The sequence below is a fragment of the Limnobacter sp. genome (assembly GCF_964228395.1).
Lineage (GTDB): Bacteria > Pseudomonadota > Gammaproteobacteria > Burkholderiales > Burkholderiaceae_B > Limnobacter.
Genome location: NZ_CAXQZX010000013.1, coordinates 1 through 20,179, shown reverse-complemented (window position 1 = coordinate 20,179; position 20,179 = coordinate 1). Strand labels below are relative to the sequence as shown.

15 protein-coding genes are annotated in these 20,179 nt (G+C 58.0%); 4 read left to right on the top strand and 11 right to left on the bottom strand.

Translation table 11 applies throughout. The annotated features are described in order from the left end of the window. Genes bcsA through bcsB form a run of 7 tightly spaced genes read right to left on the bottom strand, consistent with a single transcriptional unit; the run spans nt 1 to nt 10,654 of the window. A complete protein-coding gene (gene bcsA / locus ACEQU8_RS01085) occupies nt 1–2,490 on the bottom strand; it encodes a UDP-forming cellulose synthase catalytic subunit (protein ID WP_370260861.1) in 2,490 nt (829 codons plus the stop codon). Then, the gene (bcsQ, locus tag ACEQU8_RS01080) at nt 2,487–3,227 is read right to left on the bottom strand and encodes a cellulose biosynthesis protein BcsQ (protein WP_370260859.1); all 741 of its coding nucleotides are present in this window, start codon (nt 3,225–3,227) and stop codon (nt 2,487–2,489) included. Before bcsQ ends, bcsA begins: the two co-directional genes overlap by 4 nt. Next, nucleotides 3,224–3,433: a hypothetical protein gene (locus ACEQU8_RS01075; RefSeq protein WP_370260857.1), complete on the bottom strand. Its 210-nt coding sequence runs from the start codon at nt 3,431–3,433 to the stop codon at nt 3,224–3,226. Before ACEQU8_RS01075 ends, bcsQ begins: the two co-directional genes overlap by 4 nt. After that, nucleotides 3,430–4,827, bottom strand: a complete 1,398-nt coding sequence (locus ACEQU8_RS01070; protein ID WP_370260856.1) for a hypothetical protein — start codon at nt 4,825–4,827, stop codon at nt 3,430–3,432. Before ACEQU8_RS01070 ends, ACEQU8_RS01075 begins: the two co-directional genes overlap by 4 nt. After that, nucleotides 4,828–7,221, bottom strand: a complete 2,394-nt coding sequence (locus tag ACEQU8_RS01065) for a cellulose synthase subunit BcsC-related outer membrane protein (protein ID WP_370260854.1) — start codon at nt 7,219–7,221, stop codon at nt 4,828–4,830. After that, entirely contained in the window at nt 7,214–8,389 is a 1,176-nt protein-coding gene (bcsZ, locus tag ACEQU8_RS01060; RefSeq protein ID WP_370260853.1) for a cellulose synthase complex periplasmic endoglucanase BcsZ, read from the bottom strand. The genes ACEQU8_RS01065 and bcsZ overlap by 8 nt, the downstream gene beginning before the upstream one ends. Further along, on the bottom strand, nt 8,390–10,654 hold the full coding sequence (gene bcsB / locus ACEQU8_RS01055) for a cellulose biosynthesis cyclic di-GMP-binding regulatory protein BcsB (protein WP_370260852.1): 2,265 nt from the start codon (nt 10,652–10,654) through the stop codon (nt 8,390–8,392). Between the two features lie 200 nt (nt 10,655–10,854). Here bcsB and ACEQU8_RS01050 point away from each other — a divergent pair, with 200 nt between their 5' ends. Both ACEQU8_RS01050 and ACEQU8_RS01045 read left to right on the top strand, forming a co-directional pair. Beyond that, complete coding sequence (locus ACEQU8_RS01050; RefSeq protein WP_370260851.1) at nt 10,855–11,193, top strand: STAS domain-containing protein; 339 nt, start codon at nt 10,855–10,857, stop codon at nt 11,191–11,193. A gap of 6 nt (nt 11,194–11,199) precedes the next feature. Continuing rightward, nucleotides 11,200–14,295 carry a response regulator gene (locus tag ACEQU8_RS01045; protein WP_370260850.1) on the top strand — a complete coding sequence of 1,032 codons (3,096 nt, stop codon included), beginning with the start codon at nt 11,200–11,202 and terminating at the stop codon, nt 14,293–14,295. 10 nt (nt 14,296–14,305) lie between these two features. On the opposite strand, the gene ACEQU8_RS01040 is transcribed toward ACEQU8_RS01045, so the two are convergent. Continuing rightward, complete coding sequence (locus tag ACEQU8_RS01040) at nt 14,306–15,238, bottom strand: MerR family transcriptional regulator (RefSeq protein ID WP_370260848.1); 933 nt, start codon at nt 15,236–15,238, stop codon at nt 14,306–14,308. A 61-nt stretch (nt 15,239–15,299) separates the two neighbouring features. Between ACEQU8_RS01040 and ACEQU8_RS01035 the strand changes: the two genes are divergently transcribed. Continuing rightward, nucleotides 15,300–16,379, top strand: coding sequence for a phospholipase A (locus tag ACEQU8_RS01035; RefSeq protein WP_370260847.1), 1,080 nt, complete (start codon nt 15,300–15,302; stop codon nt 16,377–16,379). Beyond that, entirely contained in the window at nt 16,376–17,269 is an 894-nt protein-coding gene (locus tag ACEQU8_RS01030; RefSeq protein WP_370260846.1) for a hypothetical protein, read from the top strand. The genes ACEQU8_RS01035 and ACEQU8_RS01030 overlap by 4 nt, the downstream gene beginning before the upstream one ends. Before the next feature lie 8 nt (nt 17,270–17,277). On the opposite strand, the gene ACEQU8_RS01025 is transcribed toward ACEQU8_RS01030, so the two are convergent. The 3 genes from ACEQU8_RS01025 to ACEQU8_RS01015 all read right to left on the bottom strand — a co-directional run. Continuing rightward, complete coding sequence (locus ACEQU8_RS01025; RefSeq protein WP_370260845.1) at nt 17,278–19,176, bottom strand: ATP-binding cassette domain-containing protein; 1,899 nt, start codon at nt 19,174–19,176, stop codon at nt 17,278–17,280. 2 nt (nt 19,177–19,178) lie between these two features. Continuing rightward, nucleotides 19,179–20,039 (bottom strand): NUDIX domain-containing protein, encoded by an 861-nt coding sequence (locus ACEQU8_RS01020; protein ID WP_370260843.1) that lies wholly within the window; start codon nt 20,037–20,039, stop codon nt 19,179–19,181. Beyond that, nucleotides 20,039–20,179: FtsW/RodA/SpoVE family cell cycle protein (locus tag ACEQU8_RS01015; RefSeq protein ID WP_370260892.1), on the bottom strand; the 141-nt coding region annotated here is incomplete at its 5' end. The genes ACEQU8_RS01015 and ACEQU8_RS01020, both read right to left, overlap by 1 nt.

The following is a 20,179-nucleotide window of genomic DNA, read 5'->3' as shown; positions in this document are numbered from 1 at the left end:
TTAAATCTCCCATGGCGCGTTTCGCTGACGATTGCCCATCAGGCTGCGAGCCGCCGAAGAACCAATTTCTTTAAGCCAGGCAAACAGGCGGGCATAGCCCACCATGCCTTTTTGGAACACGTCTTTCAGGCCGCCAAGTGCACGGTCGCGTCGCTGGTCTTCCTGCCAGTTGAGCCACGCGTCTGCACGACCAAAAGTACATTGCACCAACTGGGTTTCCTGTTCCGGTGTAAGGCTGCCAAATGTGGCCTCCAATTGGCCTTTGTCGTTAAAGGTCACCTTGGCCGGAAACAAAAATTCCCGGTCACCCCGGTGGAGTCCCACTTGCACCTGGCTAAACTCGCGGATGCGTGAGGTGTCGGGCACATTGAGTGTGAGGCCCGCAGCAGAATATTCTTCGGTGTGGCAGCTCACGGTGTAGCCCCCGGGTAGCCGCAAGAAGGCCGGAATCACCATGCGAACGCGATGATGCACATATTTTTGAACCGATTCGGTGGCCACGCCCACCGCTGCACCCAGAATGGCGAGGTTAAAACCACACCACAGCAGGTTCATCAGCACGGTGCCCACTTCGTGGGTATTGAATACAAACAATCGGCCAATCCCGATCAAAAAACCAACCAGATTGAGCAGCAGCAGCACCAGGTAAGGTTTGGCGATGTTCGCATCAAAGTAACTTTTTTCGATCAAGCCACCCTTGGACGTCACGTTGAACTTGCCCAGTTTTGGGTTGATGAAAGCCAAGGTGGTGGGCAACACAATGTACCAAGACAACACCGTCTCATAGACCTCTGACCAAAACGAGCGCCGGTATTTGCCCTGGATCACCGAGTTGGTGTAGCTGGAGATGATCAACTGCGGCAGGGCGTAACTCAAGATGGTCACCGCCGCTGCATTAATGAGGTGAAATTCAAAGTACAGGTAGGCCATCGGCATGATCAGGAAGATCAAGCGCGGAATGCCATAGAAAAAATGCAGCATGGCGTTGGAATAGCAAATGCGCTGGAAGAACGACAAACCCTTTTTGAACATGGGGTTGTCGGTTCTAAAAATTTGCGCCATGCCCCGTGCCCAACGGATGCGCTGGCCGATGTGGCCCGCCAGGGTTTCGGTGGCCAGGCCGGCGGCCTGCACATTGTTCAGGTACACGCTGTTGTAGCCCAAACTATGTAACTTCAAGGCGGTGTGTGCGTCTTCGGTCACCGTTTCAACCGCAATGCCACCCACCTCCAGCAGGGCTTTGCGCTCAATCACTGCGCAACTGCCGCAAAAAAAGGATGAATTCCAATAGTCGTTGCCGTCTTGAATCAAGCCGTAAAACAGCGAGCCCTCGTTGGGCATTTGGCGGAAAAAATTGAAGTTGCGTTCAAACGGGTCTGCCGAGAAAAAGTGGTGCGGGGTTTGCACCATGACGCACTTGGGGTCACGGCGAAACCAACCCATGCTGGTTTGCAAAAACGATCGGGTGGGAATGTGGTCGCAGTCGAAGATGGCGATGTACTGCCCGTGTGTTTGCTTCAGTGCGTAGTTGATGTTGCCCGCTTTGGCGTGTGAGTTGTCTGGCCTGGAAATGTATTCCACCCCCGCCTGGCGGGCAAATTCTGCAAAGGCGGGTCGATGCCCATCGTCCAGAATGTACACCGTGAGTTTGTCCATGGGCCAGTCCAGGCCTTTGGCTGCGTATACCGTGGGGCGCACCACCGACAAGGGCTCGTTGTAGGTGGGAATGTACACATCCACTGTGGGCCAGTCGTTGAGGTTGACTTCCAAAGGCAGGGGTTTTCGCTTCAAAGGCCAGGCGGTCTGTACAAAACCAAAGATCAGAATCAACCAGGTGTAGGCCTCGGCAGCCACCAAGGTGTAGCCCAAAAAAATCTCCATCCCGCTTTCAAGGTCGAGCGAACTGGTGAACCGCCAAAACACATACCGCGCCAGCAGCAACAAGGTGAGCGCCATCAAGCAAAGGTGAGCAAAACGCTCGGGCATGCGTTTGAACAACATGGCAAACACATAGCACACGGCAATAAACACCCACTGCCCCACCAGGGGCAACGACGCTTGGGCTGTGAACAAGAGCAAACCCAGTGCCAAAACGCCCATCAACCAGCGCAAGGGGCGCACCTGCATCACCAGCCCGGCGGTTTTTGCTATGCCCCGCTCCATCGCTTGGCCCGATAAAGCGCGGTCCACAAGGCGCCCGGTGTGGTGTCGCACTGTTCTAAAAGGGCGCTGAATTAATTGACGAAATAACCAGATGAAGGGGTAAAACATGTCGTGCAGGGCGGTGGCCAATACCTGCCACGATCCTTTAACAGCGCCGCGCTGGGGCTGCGTGCTGACGGATTGGCCCAAGGCTTTGTTCAGACTGTCTGGTCGAAGCCAAAGGGCCTGGAATAGCCTGTAAAAACGTGCTGAGCGGCTTAGGTGTGGCAACTCACGCAAATCAAGCATACGCTCCAGGCGGTTTAAAAATGGGCTGCGGGTGCTCATTGAATTTCCCCGTCTATCCACAAGGCCAGTTTGTTCAGGTCCTCTGTTAATTGTGCACTGGGGGCGTACTGGGTCAACTCAACCCCGGCAGCTTGGCTTTCAGGCAGGCTTTGGTCCTCGTGCAAATAAAACGGCAACAAACGGTGGCTCAACTTGACCTTTCCCAAGGTCCACACGTCCAGGTGCAGTACCTTGGTGGAATCAAATCGGTTCATCAAAAAATAGGAGGCACCACGGGCGGTCAGCAATTCAGGCAGCAGGGCATCGATGCCGTGCATGGAATGCAAATCGGGCACAAGCGTGAGCAAGTTGAGGTCGCCTAGATCAAAGAATGCTTTGCACCACGCCGAGGGCCAGCGAGGCAGGTCTACCACAACGATGCTTGCGTCGTCGATGCTGGAATCTTGAAACAACTCGCGCAAGCGATGGGGCTGCTCCATCAGTAGCCGGTTTAACACCAATTGCTCCACATGCGTACTTTTCCCAAAGGGCAGCACTTGCAGCCCTTGGGGAGTGGTGTACATGCACTCGGCCAGGTCTTGGCTGTGAATCATTTTTTGCGCCAAGCCAACAGCGTGGGTTTCTGTCATGCCCAGGGTGACTCCCAGGTTGTTGCTGGGGTCTGCTTGCAGCAGCACCACGGGCCGCCCCAGTGCTTTCAATTGGTTGGCCAGCGCACACGCTACGCTGGTGCGCCCTGTGCCGCCAGATGTGGAAGCAATATTGATTAAAATCATTCGTCCTCACCGTCGTCAGGCTTGGCAATCCACTTGCCGTGCCGAACCAATTGGTAACAGCCCTCGGGCAGTTCGTTGTTGCTCCAGTTCACTCGGTCGCTCAACCAGATGCGGGTCGCCGGGTTTTTGAGCAAGCGCCCCAGTAGCCACAAGGCAAACAGCACGCCAAACAGCAGGCCGCTGGCCAGCAGCGCCAAAATCATCATGATGCAACCCCTTTAAGCAGGGCGTCCAGCCGGGCGCTCCATGGGCGAGCGGCCACTGCATCTGACTCGTTGCCCCAAATCACTTCCAGGTCTGCCTCCTGTAGGTCGTCGTCCAACAAAGCACCCACGTTTAAAGGTTCAAGTTCTTCATGCAGGTCGCGAAGCAAAGCGTCGCGCTGCACGCCTTCAAACAACACGTCTCCGCTGAAGAGCGCTGGCAGTGCTTCACGGAAACAGCTCTCAAGCCACGCGCGGTAGGTGGCTTCGTCGGGCACCGAAGGCCACAATTTGATGCTGTACAACGCTTCCCGTGTGGCGGTGTACACACAGGCCGAGTTGGCCCAGTCAGCCAGTTTTAATGCTGTTTTGGCGGTCATGTGAGGCATCAGGGACAAGCGCGTCACCGTGCAATGCACATCCCAGTGGGTCGCCAAGGTGAGCAGCATAAAACCTTGACGAGCAAACAACGGTGCAGGCAACACCCGCACCATGCCAGGCATGAACACCTCATGCAAATCTTTGGCAAAGTAGTCACTGGTGTGCTGTTGTTCCACCAGTTCGCTGTCCAGGTGTTGCAACTGCGCTGTGGGCACACCCGTGCATTCTGGCAGATCTTGTTCATTGGGCAACACGGTGTCTGCCCCCATTCGCAACAACACCGAGGCATCCCGGCTGTTCAGCCCCTCTGCACCCACCACATGCACCCCCAGGGGGCCCGCGTGTTCAAAGCGCAGGCTGTGGCAAAGCCGGGCCACAGCCCCGAGTGACGGGCATAGCCGAAGGTCCACCACTTTGTGATTGGTCAAGGCGGGCAGGCTGCCGGGTTCATTCCACAAATCGCTTTGCAGCGCATGGGCACTGGGCCACCAAGGGCGAAATTCAAGTTCCAGCGCATCGGAAACATCGGCCAGGCCGTCTGCAAACACCCCCCAGTTTGGCAGTTCGCCTTCCACGGGCAGCAGCACGTGCGCGTTGGCATACCGGGCCCATTGGTGCAGCAGGCGCATCTGCTCCAGTGGGTTGCGTTGCTCCACAGGCAGGTCAGGGTTGTTAAACCACAGGTCCGCCCGTTCAATAATGACCAACGCGGGTTTAAGAACAAGCAAGGTGTCTAGCGATCGGCACAAGGTGCGCACGCCTGCATCGTGTTGCGGGTGTTTGAGCAGTTGCCGCACACTGACCACATCCAGGCCCTTGGGGGCGCGGCGCCGGCTGCTTAGATGGGGTTCGAGCACGGCCCGCAAGGTGTGTTGTGGGCTGGCCGACATCCACAGGCAAGACTTGAACCGCTCTTGTTTGCGGGTTCGCAGCCAGTGCTCCACCATGCGCGTGGCACAGGTCTCGGCCTGGTTCGCGCGCACCACATACACACCGGCTTTGGGCAGATCAAACATTTAGAATCTCGAATAGGGCGTGATGCCCTCTGGCGGCACGCTCAGCTCAAAAAACTCTCCAAAAGCATACTTCAGGTACACCAAGCCCCGGTCCGGGTTGTAGCCTTCCGAGCGATCAATCTCGAACAGGCCGCCCAGAATCAGCTTGGGAATCACTTGCTTTTCAACCGACAACCTAAAGCCATTGCTCACTCCGCCACCAGGGCCGCCAGTGTCTACCGTGGCATTGCCCTGCGCGGCTGCAGCTTGCGCCAATTCGGGGTTAAGTGGGTAGAGGTCGGTTTGTTTCTCGCGCGATTCGCTGGCCCCAACACGGGCCTGCAACTGCCAAGACCATCCATTGACGTTGGCTGTCCAGGTGATGGGCAGAGACAGCGAGCCAAAAGCCTGCGGGCTGTAGTAGCCGCCCTGGCCAAAGGTGTAGAAGCGCAGGTTCTTTTCAAACGACCACAAAAAGAGCGAAGCGCCCACTTCGACTCGGTGCCCTGGCGCCTGGAACACGGTTTTGCTCAAAATGCCTTGCAGGTTGAACTCTTTGTTGTCGGGAATGTTTTTGCCCGTGATCAGATTGGCCCGGCCAATGCCCACAAAGTCGAGCGTGGGGGTGATGGGTGTGTAATACACTGCGCTTAAACCATTGCGCCGAGCCCCGCCCCAAGTTTGCCCGGTCAGGGGGTCGATGGCCCCAGCGGTGGACAACACGCTACCGCCGACCATGCGGCGGGCCAGGTCGATGCGAAGTGAACCTGCTTCCCCGATGTCGGTTCTCCACTGCACGCCGCCCACCCAGTCTGTCACGGGCATATCGCCCACGTTGCTGCCCAGGTCAAAGCGCCAGTTGTCCGTTTGAATGCCCAAGCCGGCCACATGGCCTTTGTAGTTTTGGTTCAAGCGATTGGGGTCAATGGCGGGGTCAGTGGCCACTGTGGTGCCCAGTTTGCCAAAGTTGGTCGCATCCGGGCTGGCGCGGCCTGCGGCGGTACGAAGGGTGTCCATGCGCAAAAACAGCGTGCGCTCAAAGTCCAGCGGCATGTCCAGTTGCAGTGGAATCTCCGTGCTTTTAATGAATGACACACCGGGGTCGCCATCAATCTCTGCATTTTCATAAGACATGCGCAGGCGGGCTTGACGCCGCTGGCGAAGATTGCGCTCCAATTCCTGTATTTCGGGCTCGGCTCGCCAAGTGGGGGCGGCGGCCAGTGCCGTCGCCACTTCATTGTACCGGCCTTGGGCCGACAACTCCCGCAAATCGTCCAGGTGACGGCCATAGCGCACACGCTTACTCAAAGCGGTCATGCCCTCGCTCCATTCAGCGCGGGGCACTGCATCAATCAAACGCAGCGCATCCTGCCCACGGTCCTGGCGGGTCGCCAACAGGGCGCTGGCAAACCGCATTTCGCTGCCATTGTTCAAGGCCAAGCCTTCTTGCATCACTTCAACGGCGCGTGCCTTGCTGTTGGCATCCCCCTGGTCATCCAGCAGGGTGGCCAAGTCATAGCGGAACCATGGGTAGTCTGGGTTCAAGGCCACGGCCTTTTCCAACAGGTCAACCGCACCGGGCACGTCTTTGGCCTCGATGCGCTTCTGAGCGGCTTCGCCCAGTTGTTGGCCTTGTTCAAAATTGGAGACCAAGGGGCCCTGTTCTGGTTCTGGCACTGCCACGGGAGCCGGGGTTGCAGGCGCTGGCGTGGCTGGGCGGCTCTGGACCGGGTTGCGCCTGGGGCTAACTTGAATAGCGGCAGCTTGGGCCAGGCTGGCTGGTGGGTTGGTCTCTGTGGTGCCGCCCAGGCGGCTTAACAACAGGCGGTAGCGGTTGTCGTCGGGGAATTGCCTCACCAGGCCCTGTACTGCAGCGCGTGCCCGAACAGCGCCTTCGGGCGTGTTTGCCATCAGGCCGTAAATTTGCACCGCCGCATCGCCCAAGGGCGGCTCATCCAGCAAATTGCTCAAGCGTTGAGGCAGGTCGGCAGGTACATTTTCGCTGTTGGACAGGTAGCGCAATTCAGCAAAGGCTTGCCGCTTGCTGCCAGCCAAGGCAATGGCTTGTTTTAATTCGATGGCGGAGGGCGAGTTTGGACCGTGCACGCTTTGTAATTTGCCAAGCCACACCTGCGCGGCCTGAATATCACCCCGAGCCAGGTCGACCAACCCATGCCACCGCAGGGCCGATGCATTGCTGGGGTCGAGCAGCAAGATTTTGTTGAAAGACTGTGCAGCCAAGTCGAAGCGGAAACGCTCGTACCAGTAGATGCCCTTGGATTGCAAGGCGCGAATGTTCTCTTGCCGATCTGAAATGGCCGCATGGGCCACATTGCTCGCCCCGGGAAACAGGGGCAGTGCACTGCCGATGGCCAAGGCCAACAAGCCAAGTTGGAATGGAATGGTTTTACTCACAGCGTTTAACCTCTTTGCCTTGAAGCATGAGTTCCCCGAGGCTGTTGAAACTGTATCGTTGATCAAAGAACCCCTGCGCAAAAAGACTCAGGGCCCCGTTGTAATAGCCGTACTTCAACCAATCCTCACGGGAGGCAGTTCGTAAGTTGCGTTGTGCCAGGGTGTTGGCTAGTTTTTCAAGGCCCAAGGTTTTGGCCAATGGGGCAACCGCCGCCTGAAAACCTGCCGGGCCAGCCTGCGGCGCCACGCCACCCGTGTCAGGCTCCAGCCACTCGGGCATGTGTTGGCGCTTGAGCAGCACAGCCGCCAAAGGGGCCAATTGCCGAAGCAGGGTAGCGCTCATCGGGTCGTTGGGGCTGCTCATGGCAATCCAGAGGTAGGTTCGTATGGCGTCGTAGTCGCCCCGGGGTTCGGTGTCGGGCAGGCTGCGCTGGCCGTTCAAATATTGAACCCAGTCTGGGTAAAAGCCGTTCTTGGGGCTGTCCAGAAGTAAACGTTGGCTTGCCAAATACACTTGTGCCCAGCGTGGATCGTCAGCCCATGCATTGGCAAACCGTGCCATCATGAATGGGGGCACATAGCTTGGGTTGAGCTTGATCATGCCGTCGGCTTTGATGAATCCCTGTTTGCCGGGCAAAATGCTCAGCCCAAGCCCAGGCACATCCACGCTTTCTTGCGCCAAAATCAGTTCACCCAGTGCGCGTGCTTTGCTGGCATAGGCTGGCTGGCACCACACGCGGCTGGCCTCCAGAAGGGCGTAGGCAATCCAAAGGTCGGCATCCGATGCGCTGTTGGCATCGATCACTCCCCAGTCCTCCCCTTTCTTGCCCCACACCCACGCGGGCAGGTTGTTGGCCAGGCTTCCCTGGCTCAGGTTGTTTTCAGTCCATTTCAAAATTTGGTCGAAGGCGGCTTTGTCTTTGGCCACCAGGGCAAAAAACAGGGCGTACGACTGCCCCTCGGAGACAGTGCGCAAATCGGCCTCGCTGCGGTCAATCACCCGGCCGTCGTCGCTCATGAAGGCCGACTTAAAGCCTTGCCAAGCGGGCCAGTCTTTGGCAGCCACCGTGTTGCAGGCGGTGGCACCAAAAACAAGTGGAAGGCTGATGCAGCAGGCCCGGGCAAGACGCCCACTTACACGGCCAAGCACACGCCAAAACGCGCGCATTCATCGCCCCTGTTTTCTGCGGGCTGCGCGGCCAGACAGCCAGCCATACGCCAGAATGGCCAACAAAATACCGCCCACGGCACCACCCACGGCAATCAGGCCCGGGTATTGCGAGAACACAATCCTCAACTTGAGCCACCAGGGCAGCGCACCGCTGATGTACGTGTTGCCAAGGCTGTAGCTTTGGATGTCGTCACCGCGGATCAAGCTCACACTGCCGCGAATTTTTGCCACATCGCCATAATCGGACAACGCAGCCACCGCGCGCTCAAAGCTGTCTTGGTCGGTGCCGGTGATCACAATGCCCGCTTTTTGTTTTTGCAAATGCGATTCAAAGCCCAAAATGGCGCCCAGTGAGCCCGCGGTTTGAATGAGCGCACGGGCTGTTTCGTCGGGTGCCACGCGTTGTTCGGGCTGCCACAGCCCCATCAGCCATTGCATGGCTGGTGGCAGACCCATGCTTCGTTCGGTTTCATTGAGCACCATGGGCAGGCTCATATTGCTGGCGTTGAGCCAACCCAACCGGTCGCTGGTGCCCAACGCAATCCAGTGCATGCTGCCAATGCTGCTGGCGGGGTCGTCACTCATCATCAGGTTGACGCGGTTGCCGGGCAGCCCTGTCCACTGGCCAAACAGGCCCATCAGGTTCATGTAGGCCCGAAGTTCCACCACCGTGGGTTGCGCTGGCAGCACCACGGCGGTGTCGGCCAGGTCAGCCATGATGCTGAATGGGTAACCACCGTTGGCAAAGGCGGTCAGGTTAGGCATCTGGGTGTAGTGGGGCAGGTCCGAGAAATCCAGGGTGGATTCTGGGTCGATGGCGCCGCGCGCGGGTTGGTCCACGCCCGCACAGTTGCGCTCACCTTCCGGCATGAAGGCAAAGCGGAAGGCCAACTCGTTGGTGCCACCCACCCGGAAGGCCGGAATTTGCAGCGCTTCTTCGTTGCTCAACTCAGACTGACCCAGCAACCCAATGCCCAAGCGGTTTTGGCCTTGCTCGGTGCGGGGTGGCAAGCGGAAAGACTGAATCAATCCGCTGTTGATTTCGATGCTCAGGGTGGAGTCGTTCCAGCGCGAGGGCGCGGTGTAACGGTACTTCAGGTCCATCGGGATGTTGCGGCCCGCCCAGCTAAACAGGTCGGGGGGCAGGCGCAGGCTGATGTTGGTGCGTGGTTTGTTTGAGCTGACTTCCAATTGGGTTGGAAAGTCGATCAACTCGGCAAACCGCACAGGCCGGTCGGTGGGCACATAGCGTGGCGCGTCGTAGGGCTTTCTTGGGGCCCCCAGGTTCACCGATTTCACCAAGGCTTTTTGACCGCTGAGCACTTGGCCTTCAATCACCAAACCGTACACCGCCTGTTGCAGCTCATCATCGGTTCTGCCCAGCACATACAGTTGTTTAATCCATGGCTTCTCAACCAGGCTGTCGATCACCAGCATGGGGCCGGTGATGTCTTCCCGCGTCATGCCCACAGGCAGGTGTTCGCCGGTGGACAGCACAATGCTGTGGCGGTTGTCGGCGGGTTGTTCGATCAGGTCAAACTCCGCCTGGCGGTAAAAGGCCTGCGCGCCCAGCCATGAAGCAACCACGCCAGCGGCCTTGACGTTGGCGGCTGTTCTTTGGCTGGGTATCACCAGGGGCATGCGCAGTTTGCTGTTGTCTCGTGGGTCGAAGAACGGGGCCGGCAGAAGCGCCAGGTCGTTCACCAGGTTCAAAGGGGTTGACACAATGGTCAAGGTGCTGTCTGGGCGAATGTCAAAGCGCAGGGTGGGGTTTTCCGGGGCCACGCACAGCGCATCGTAGGTGCCGTCAAATTCCAGGCGCAAATTGGCGAAGTCCGACAGCAGCACAGGGTCCAGGTCCAGCCTCACCGTGTGGGTAACCCCAGCGCGGCTGTCGCTTAGCTGATGAATATTCGAGAGTTGATCATTGATGTACACCCGCAAAAAAGACTGGTCATGACGCATGCCCGGCGGGTACAGCACTTTGAGTTCAAGTGTGGCCTTGGTGACCAGTTCATCCAGGCGAACCCCTGCGTTCAAATCAACAAAACGGGATATGCCAGAAAGCTTAACCCCGTTGGGTTGACCCATGGTGGCCAGGGTAAGGGTTCTCGTCTTTTCTGGAGGCTGTTGTGTTGGGGATATTTCAGCGGCACCGGCAACAGGGTCCTCAACGGGCTCGGGCTGTGATTGGGCATGGGCTGGCAGCCAATGGGCGCCAAACACGACGGCAAGGAGCAAATGCGCGGAAAATGATCTCATTCGGGTTCGGTTGACCTGATTAAAAAGACGAATTGATGAACTATTATCTCGAATTAAAATTTACCGTCGTGGTGCTGCCACGTTATCCTATGTGTTAACGGCTGCAAACACGCGGTCTTGAATAAAGTAATCTATACGAACGTAGTGTCGCAAACTGCGCACGTCTTGAAAAGAAATTTAACGAAATTCAGGGTTTCAACATGGTGACAACAGAAGACATTGGGAGTGTTCAAGTAATGCGGGTTGATGCCGTTCGGCTAGACAGCGCCGTGGGCACCTTGATCCGCAATGCTGTGGTGTCACATCTGGAGACCAAAAAGAAGTTTGCCCTCGACATTTCGAACGTAAAACTGGTTGATTCTGGTGGCCTGGGCGCTTTGGTGGCGTTGTTAAAAAGTATCACCGCCAACCAGGGAAAGCTCATCGTGGTGGGCATGAACAAGCCCGTTCGCATGATGTTTGAGCTCTCGCGCATGGATCGTCAGTTTGTTCTGGTCGAAGACATGGGCTCGGCTTTGTCCTCCCTCGAGCAGGCCTGAAGCACCGTGTCGCTGGAAGGCAATCCGCCGCAACTGCCCACAGTCCTGGTGGTCGACGACTCCTTGGTCGAGCGCACCATGCTGGTTCAAATGGTGGCCAAATGGGGTTACCCGGTGGAAGTGGCCGCGGGTGGCCAAGAGGCCATGGCCCTCATCGCCGAGAAAAAAATCCAGTTGGTGCTGGCTGATTGGCAGATGCCCGGCATGCAAGGCACCGAGCTTTGCGTGGCCCTTCGCAAGCTGAACTTGGGCCAGTACACCTATCTTATTTTGATGTCGGCCCAAAACGACGAGGCCTTCCTGATTGAAGCTCTGAATGCAGGAGCCGACGACGTGCTGGCCAAACCCGTGGACAGCAATGAGCTGGAGGCCCGCCTGGAGTCGGCTGTGCGCCGCATCGAGTTGCAGGCCGAAATGGCGCGCAGAACCGAAGAGCTGGCCCACGCGCATGAGGTGATTGCGCAAGATCTTCGCGCGGTGTCCAGCCTCCAGCGCAGTTTTTTACCAGAGCCCAGCAGTCATTTGCAGGGTTTGAATTACCAGTGGTTGTCTGTGCCCTCCAAGTATGTGTCGGGCGACCACCTGCATGTGTTTGAACTGCTTCCCAAGGTGTATGGCTTTTACCTGCTCGATGTGTCGGGCCACGGTATTCCCGCCGCCGTGAAGTCGATGCAGTTGGTGCAAATGTTTGCCGATCATTCCAACTCGAGCATTGTGTTTGAGGCGGTCAGCCCCCGCGGAGCCCGAGTGGTGTCCAAGCCCAGCAAAGTGGTGGGCCGATTAAACCGCTTGTTCCAGCAAACCGAGTCAGATCTGTCTTACTTCACCATGATCTATGGCGTGTTTGACAGCAACACCCGCCATGTTTCCCTGTGCCAGGCCGGCCACCCATCACCCATGCTTTTGCGTGGTAAAACCGGTGTTGAAGTGTTGGGGCAGGGGGGGTACCCGGTGGGTTTGTTCGAAGTGGATGACTTCGAAGACATCGAACTCACCCTGGGGCCTGAAGACGCCTTGGTGCTGTATTCCGACGGTGTCACCGAGGTGATGAACGCCGAGGGCGAAATTTTTGGTGAAGACCGCCTGCTGCAGTTTGTTCGCAAGCAGTCCAACTTGTCGCGCTGGGCCAATCTGCCAGAGCGCATTCAAACCGAAGTGCAACGCTGGGGCGGGCCCAGCGTGCAGCAAAAAGGCTTTGAGGACGATGTGTCCATTTTGATGATCGCCCCCAAGCCCGGTGTGCTCGATCTTCAGCCCGACACAGACCCCGATCGCCAATTGCCCGAGTTGGTATTCCGCTTGCAAGAGGTGCAACAGGCGGCGGCACCGCAGGCGAATGCCACGGCAGCCAAATCCATCGTGATTGTGGATGACTCGCGCAGCTTTTTGCGCATTTTTGAGGCCATGCTCAACAGTTGGGGCTACACCGTGCATGCCGCCCGCGATGGTCACGAGGCCCTGGCCCTGATTGAGCGGGTGCAACCCGATTTTGTGCTGACCGACTGGGACATGCCCGGCATGAGCGGCATTGAGCTGTGCGAGCAAGTGCGCAGCCAAAAACAAAACGCGTACACCTACATCATCATGATCACGGGCTATGCCAGCCGCGACGATTTGCTGCACAGCCTGAAGGTGGGGGCCGACGACTTCCTGACCAAACCAGTGAACCCCAGCGAATTGAAAGTGCGCCTAAAAACCGCAGAGCGCATCGCAGATCTGCACATGGGTCTGGAGCGCCGGCACGAAGAGCTCACGCAGTTGTACGAGGCGCTGCAGCGAGACATGCGCGAGGTGTCTCGCATACAGCGTGCATTGTTGCCCAAAACCAAACCCGAGCCCTGGCCCATTGCCTTGCAAACCCTTTACCAACCCAAAGGGTATGTGTGTGGTTTGCAAATGGGCATGTTGGAGACCCAGGCCAATGAATACGGCTTTTTCATGATCTCCATGCCGGGCGACGACACGGCCACGGCTTTGCAAACCATGGCCTTGGCGCGATGGTTTTCCATGGCGCGTGCCACGCGGGTGTTGTTCCCCATCGACACCACCAGCGCCAAGGTGCGCCGTTACCTGGCCAGTCCAGACCAGGTGATGGCCCAACTCACCGAGGCTTCCCCCTCTTTGCGCAGCCACGAGGTTCGCTTCGATGTGCTGTATGGCCTGATCAATCTCGACCAGGGCACTTTGTTGGTGGCTGGCATCGGGCATTGGTCGTTGCTGCTGGCCCAGCCCGGGCAAGAGCCTTACCTGCGCCAAATTGCTTCCGAGCCGCCTGATCCAACATCGACCGAGCAAGACCACGTGCTTTACCAAGGGGTGATCACGCCAGGCACGCGGGTGTATTTGTACCCCGGCGTGAGCCAAAATGCCTTGGGCCTGTACACCAAGGCCGATTGGACCACCCGCGTGTTGCTGCAAGAGCGCAACGGCAATGTGCTTCAGCAAGAGTTTGCGCGTTTACTGGCCCCTTCAGCCGGGGGCGCGCTGCCGGATGAGTTGGCCTTGCTCGCCTTGCAATGGCGAGAGTTTTTCCAGGCCGAACAGATTCAACTGCCATTAAGCGCGGTGGAGCAAGATGCGCAATTGTTGCGCGATATAAGCCAATCCCTGGACGACAGCCTGACCCACCACGATGCCCCACTGGACATGGGCGCTTGGCGCGATTGCCTGGCGTTTGAAGCCGTGTGCGACACGGTGAACATTGGGGTGCTTAGCCGGGGCGTGCGGCAGTTCCTGGAAAATCATGGCTTGGATGAACACCTGTGCTACAACGTGGACTTGGCTGTCTCTGAGGCATTGACCAATGTGATGGTGCACGGGTTCAGGAACACGCGCCCCAAGGCGGCGCGCTTGCACGTGCATATTTTTGAGCAAGCCGTGGCTGTGGTGTTGGATGATCAAGGCACGCGTATTCCGCAGACCGTGTTGGAAAACCTTTGCAAAACCACCATATTTGATCGTGAGGTGGCTCTCAGTGACCTGCCCGAGGGCGGCATGGGGCTGACCTTCATGCGCATGGTGTCCCAGCGGTTTTACTATGCGCCCTCTGCCGATGTGGCAGGCCAAGAACGGCTCAACCGGCTTGCCTTGTTGATTGCCTAAAGCCTCGAACTTACTCAGCGCCTTCCCGCTTCTCTGGGCTGCTGGTGGCTTGGCCTGGTTCTTGGCCATGCACTGGCAGTTCGGCGTGCTTTTGCTCATGGCTTGTCACTTGCCCCGGCATGATCTGCGACACCCCGTTTTCACCTGGGCGAGCTTCGGCCATTTTGTCGATCAACCCCAGAATGCGTTCATCAACAAACTTGCTGGCTGACTTTTGAAGGGCGCGCGACACCTCCGATTCAATGGCGGTCATGGCCAGTGGGCGAATTTTCCAGATCAATTCTGCCAAGCGAGGCAGTTCATCTTTGGGAGGGAGCTTGTCCCCGTATTGGTCGAGTTCTTTCACAAACAGCGACACCGCTTGGTCGCAAAAGCTTTCCAGGTGGCTTCGCAACGAGGCGATCAGTTCCAGCAAGTCGAGCAATGGCACGCCGGCTTTGGCCATTTCAGAGCCGGCATGCAAAATTTTCGGGCTGGGCGCGCGGTACCTCAGACCATCGGGTTCGAGCAAACCCAGCTCGATGGTGCGAGCCAGGGCCCCCCGGCTTAAATTGGTCCCAAACATGGTGGCCAAATGCACCGGGTTGAAGTTCTTGGGGGTTTCATCGGTCCACGGGCTGGTGATGGCGTGCGTTAAGCCCAGCAACTGCCGCAGGTCATAGCCTTTGTCGATGGCGTCCAGCATTTCCTGGATGTTGCCCAGGGTATAACCCCGGCCCAGCATTTGCCCAACCAGCTTTAAGCGCGACAAATGGTCTTCGTTGTAGTAGCCCACACGGCCGCGTTTTTCTGGGGGAGCCAGCAGGCCCCGGTCTTGGTAGGCGCGAACGTTCCGCACCGTGGTGTTGGCTGTTCGGGCCAGCTCGTCGATGGTGTACTCTCGCCCTTGGCCAGCGTTCGCCGACTCTTTGGCGGCAGATTTTTTAAATCGAAATGAAACCATGAAAGAATTTTAACCAAATGTGAGAGACTCTAGCGACAGCCCGCAGCGAGCAGCACCCATCATGAACAAAAAACACACCCTTGCATTGTGCCTCTTGGCCTTTGGCATTCAAGCCCAGGCCGACAACATACAATACAAAACGCTGGATGAGCAGGCTTTAAGGGCCTGCATCTTTATAGAAGATCGACAACTCCGCTTGCGTTGCTTCGATGATGCCACAGGCCGAAGCGCCGTGGTCAAGCAAGATGAGGCCCCCGCAGCGGCTGCGCCCCTGGATGGCGGCTTGCTGCTCTACAAGCAGACCGAAGACACCACCTTGTCCTGGTTGGACAGCCGCTGGGAGTTGGCCCCCGCAGCCAAACGAGGCACATTCTCCATTCGCCCTTACCAGCCGGTCTACCTGTTGCCGGTGTATCACAACAGCTCCCCCAACACGCGCCCCAGCAGCCCCAACCCAGCCAACACAGTGACTAACCCCGAAAACCTGGACAGCAATGAGTTGAAATTTCAGCTCAGCCTGAAAACCAAGGTGATGGAAAACATATTCGGCGACAACGGCGACCTGTGGTTTGCCTACACCCAGTCCAGCCGTTGGCAAGTGATGAACGAGGAGCTTTCCCGCCCTTTCCGGGAAACGAACTACGAACCCGAGCTGATTTTCACCTGGCGCACCAGTTGGAGTGCGTTCCGGGAGGCCACGGGTTGGGAGCCACGCTTATTGGGTCTGAGCCTGAATCACCAGTCCAATGGCAGGGCTCTGCCATTGTCGCGATCCTGGAACCGGGTCATTGGCATGGTGGGTTTTGAACGCGAAAACACCATGTTTCAATTCCGCCCCTGGATGCGCATTGACGAAAAGCCCGCTGACGATGACAACCCCGACATCACCGATTTTGTAGGCCGTGGCGATTGGCTTTTGGTGCACAAGGTGGATGGTCACGAGTTGTCTTTGCTCACCCGCCACAACTTCAAGGGCGGGCGCGACTCTCGAGGGGCTGTGCAATTTGATTGGGCATTTCCGCTCACCAGCAATTTGCGAGGGCATTTACAGTACTTCACCGGCTACGGCGAAAGCCTCATTGATTACAATTACAAGTCCGATTACTTGGGGCTTGGCCTGTCATTGGTTGGATGGTATTGAACAAACAATGGGTGTGGTGCTTGGGGGCCGTGTGGTTGGCCTTGGGCCATTGGGCGGTGGTCGGGGTGGCCGCAGCCTCGACTCCGGTCGCCTTTGTGATGGCGGCTGACCCCGGCGTGTTCATCACCAATCCCAAAGGCCAGCGTTATTCGGCGCTGCCCACCCAACGTTTGAGCCAAGGGCACCTGGTGACGCTGCCCAAAGGGCAACGGTTTTCTGTGGTGGTGTTGGGCAAGGGGCATCGGCGGGTGTACACCGGTCCGGCTCAACTGCGTGTAATTGCCGACACGGTGCGCCTGCTCAAAGGCCCGGCGGCATCGGTGTTCCCGGTGGACCGCAGCGACCGCGACCTCATCGACCAGTGGTTGGTGCAATACCCCCGCAAACGCCCACAGGCAGAAACTGCCGACAAACCCCAAGAAGAGTCGCCAACCTTGAAGGCTGTTGCGCCTCGCGATGGTGCCATGTTGCTCACCCGCAACCCGGAATTTCGCTTTGAAGGCCAATTGCCCCGCGAAGGCACTCTGATGCTTTTTGATGGCCGTGGTAAACGCTTTTGGGTACAGCCCCTGGAAGACAAATGGGTTACGCTGCCGCCTGCGGCTGATTTTCAGTGGGGCCAGCAGTTCACCTGGGAGGTGCGCCGCCTCACTGGCGGGCGCGTGGTGTGGGGGGCATTCACCATTGCCAGTGAAGAAACCGCCCGGGCCTTGCTCGCCGCCCGTGTGCCCGACCTGCCCGGTGTGTTGCCAGAATCGCGCGTGTTTTATGGCATGCGCCTGCACTTGGCCAAAGCCTACAAAGAGGCTGATGAGGTGTGGCAAAGCCTGGCCATCAGCATGGACGAAGCCGGTCAGCCGCATCGGCTAAAAGCGCGCTCATCCAATTAGCCTTTCATCTAGCCTTCCAATTCTCCCCAGCGCTGGTAGGCCAATTCCAGTTCAGCTTCTACAGCTGCCACGCGTTGTTGTGTGGCAGTGATCTTCGCCGCATCGCTCTGGTAAAAGGCCGGGTCGCCAATGGTTTCTAGCAAAGCAGCCTGTTCGGCCTCCAAGGCTTCAATTCTGGCGGGCAAGGCTTCCAGCTCGCGTTGCTCTTTGTAGCTGAGCTTGCGCTTTTGCGGGTTGGGGGTGGCACTTGGCTCGGATTTGTCTTTGTTTTGGTCGGCGGGCGGTGGTGTTGCCCCCTTGGGTTTTTCAGCCCATGGGTCACAACTGCGTTGGCGCAACCAGTCCTCATAGCCCCCCACGTAATCGCCCACGCGTCCCTCGCCCTCAAACACCAGGCATCGAGTCACAATTTGGTCCACAAACTCGCGGTCGTGGCTCACCAAAATCAAGGTGCCTTGGTAGGCCATCAACTTTTCTTCAAGCAGCTCCAAGGTCTCAATGTCGAGGTCGTTGGTGGGTTCGTCCAGCACCATCACATTGGATGGCGTGGCAAACAACTGGGCCAGAATCAGGCGCGCACGCTCCCCACCCGACAAACTGCGCACAGGTTGGCGAGCCCGATCCGGGGCAAACAGGAAGTCTTGCAAATAGCCAATCACGTGGCGTGGCTGCCCGTCGATGTCGATGAACTCTTTGCCAGCACCAATAATGTCCACAGCGGTGTCTTCTTCATTGAATTGGCTGCGCAACTGGTCAAAATAAGCGATCTCAAGCTTGGTGCCCAGCTTGATCTGCCCGCTATCGGGTTTCAACTGGCCCAGCAACACTTTAAGTGCCGTGGTTTTGCCCACTCCGTTGGGGCCCAGCAGGCCGATTTTTTCGCCGCGCACAATCACATTGCTGAAGTTTGCAAGAATGGGAAAACCTTCCAGCGACAGGTTCACATCGTTGACCTCGGCCACCACCTTGCCGCTGCGCTCGGCTTCTTGAACATTCACGCGGGCGGTGCCCACCACATTGCGCCGATCTGCGAACTGCTTGCGCATTTCCTTCAGGGCCCGCACACGGCCTTCATTGCGAGTGCGCCGCGCCTCAATCCCCCGGCGAATCCACACCTCTTCTTCGGCCAGTTTTTTGTCAAACAAGGCTTGTGCTTTTTCTTCAGCGGCCAAAAATTCAGCCTTGCCTTTTAAAAAGCCTTCATAGCCCCCGGACCAGCTTTTCAGCAGGCCGCGGTCCAGATCGCACACGCGCGTGGCCAGCTTGCGCATGAATGCGCGATCGTGACTCACAAACACCACCGCGCCACTAAATTGGCGAATTTGCTCCTCCAGCAACTCAATGCTGGGAATATCCAGATGGTTGGTGGGTTCGTCCAGAAGAAGCACATCCGGGTTGCTCACCATGGCCTTGGCCAGCATCACTTTGCGTTTCATCCCGCCAGACAACTTGGCAAAGGGCAGGGTGGGATCCAGGCGCATGCGGGTCAGCATTTGGTCCACCTGGCTTTCCAGGTGCCAGCCGTGGTGCTCAGTCAAAGCGTGTTGTGCTTTGTCCAAGGCGGCCACGGCCTGCTCTCCCTCCGGGGGTTTTGTTTGTGCCATCCGCACGGTACTCACCGCTTCGCCCAGGGTCCCCAAGCCCGCCGCCACGACGTCAAACACGCAGAGGTGTTGGGCAAGGGGCACGGCTTGCTCCAGGCAGCTCATGGTGAGGCCGTCTTGCTTGATCACCTGCCCGTCTTCTGGTGTGGTGGCACCCGTGAGCACCCTAAACAGCGTGCTTTTGCCCGCACCATTGCGCCCGACCAGCGCCACCCGCTCGCGTTCTTCCAGCGAAAAATCCACCTGGTCCAGCAGCACTGTCGCGCCGATGCGCAGGCTTACACCCTTCAAACCCAATAACATGTCTACATTCTGCCTTCTGTCATGGCCAGGGCCGCGCACAGGGCGGCGTCTGGCGTAAATGCCCAACGGTTGATGGCGGCCACGCAAGCGGTGCGGGTCATCAACTGAAATTTCGCCACTTCCCCATCGTGGTTGTGCGGGCAAACTCCGGGCCGCGTGGTGGCGCGGTACAGCCATAGCGTTTCATGGTGCCAGCCCCCCTGCAACAAAGGGCGCGACACCGTCACCTTGGGCCAGGCCAGGGGGCGCAAATCATGGAGGTCGCTCACACGCAGGCCCGCTTCTTCAAACAATTCGCGTGCCACCGTCTTTTGTGCATCCTCCGGGTGAGCCACCCCACCCGCAGCCAAATTGTCCAGCATGCCCGGGTTTTCCTTTTTGCTGGCCGATCGCACGCCAGCCCACACCAATCCGCATGGGGTTTCTACATGCACATGCACCGCCTGGCTGCACAAGCCCAAGGGTTTAAAGCCCCCGCGCTCCAGGGCTGCCACGTGCGCATCGTGGGGGTCGCGCACGCTTTGTAATTCGTCTCGCCAGGCCACAATATGCCCTCTTTTGCGCAGCCCGGTGGCCAACTCGGCCAAAGCGGTTTCTAAGGTGTGTGGTGGGCCTGCCCATTCCATGCTGGCGGATTGTTGCGCTAGCTGCGTATCAAAGCCCGCCGCCCGGGCCAGTGCGGCCACGTCGGGCCAAGCCTCTTGCGCCACATGCCCCTGGGCCTGTCCCAAAAAGCTCAAGTCGATGAAGCCTTTGGCTTGCGGTGCGCTGTGGTCTCGCCATTGCGCTGCAAATGGTGCGAAGGCCGCGTGCAGGGTGCCATGCACCCAGCCCCGATCGGCCAAGGGGGTAGAACACTGCATCAGGTTTGTATCAACTTCTTGGTGTTTTGAATGCTCATCAAAATGCCGGCACCCATGCCCAGGGTCACCATGGCGGTGCCCCCATAGCTCATCAAGGGCAGGGGCACGCCGACCACGGGCAATATGCCACTGACCATGCC

What these genes read in the sequence shown, in the direction of transcription:
- bcsZ (WP_370260853.1), bottom strand. Translation starts at nt 8,389, where the DNA reads ATGCGCGCGTTTTGGCGTGTGCTTGGCCGTGTAAGTGGGCGTCTTGCC.
- ACEQU8_RS01040 (WP_370260848.1), bottom strand. Translation starts at nt 15,238, where the DNA reads ATGGTTTCATTTCGATTTAAAAAATCTGCCGCCAAAGAGTCGGCGAAC.
- bcsQ (WP_370260859.1), bottom strand. Translation starts at nt 3,227, where the DNA reads ATGATTTTAATCAATATTGCTTCCACATCTGGCGGCACAGGGCGCACC.
- bcsA (WP_370260861.1), bottom strand. Translation starts at nt 2,490, where the DNA reads ATGAGCACCCGCAGCCCATTTTTAAACCGCCTGGAGCGTATGCTTGAT.
- ACEQU8_RS01020 (WP_370260843.1), bottom strand. Translation starts at nt 20,039, where the DNA reads ATGCAGTGTTCTACCCCCTTGGCCGATCGGGGCTGGGTGCATGGCACC.
- ACEQU8_RS01035 (WP_370260847.1), top strand. Translation starts at nt 15,300, where the DNA reads ATGAACAAAAAACACACCCTTGCATTGTGCCTCTTGGCCTTTGGCATT.
- ACEQU8_RS01075 (WP_370260857.1), bottom strand. Translation starts at nt 3,433, where the DNA reads ATGATGATTTTGGCGCTGCTGGCCAGCGGCCTGCTGTTTGGCGTGCTG.
- ACEQU8_RS01050 (WP_370260851.1), top strand. Translation starts at nt 10,855, where the DNA reads ATGGTGACAACAGAAGACATTGGGAGTGTTCAAGTAATGCGGGTTGAT.
- bcsB (WP_370260852.1), bottom strand. Translation starts at nt 10,654, where the DNA reads ATGAGATCATTTTCCGCGCATTTGCTCCTTGCCGTCGTGTTTGGCGCC.
- ACEQU8_RS01025 (WP_370260845.1), bottom strand. Translation starts at nt 19,176, where the DNA reads ATGTTATTGGGTTTGAAGGGTGTAAGCCTGCGCATCGGCGCGACAGTG.
- ACEQU8_RS01070 (WP_370260856.1), bottom strand. Translation starts at nt 4,827, where the DNA reads ATGTTTGATCTGCCCAAAGCCGGTGTGTATGTGGTGCGCGCGAACCAG.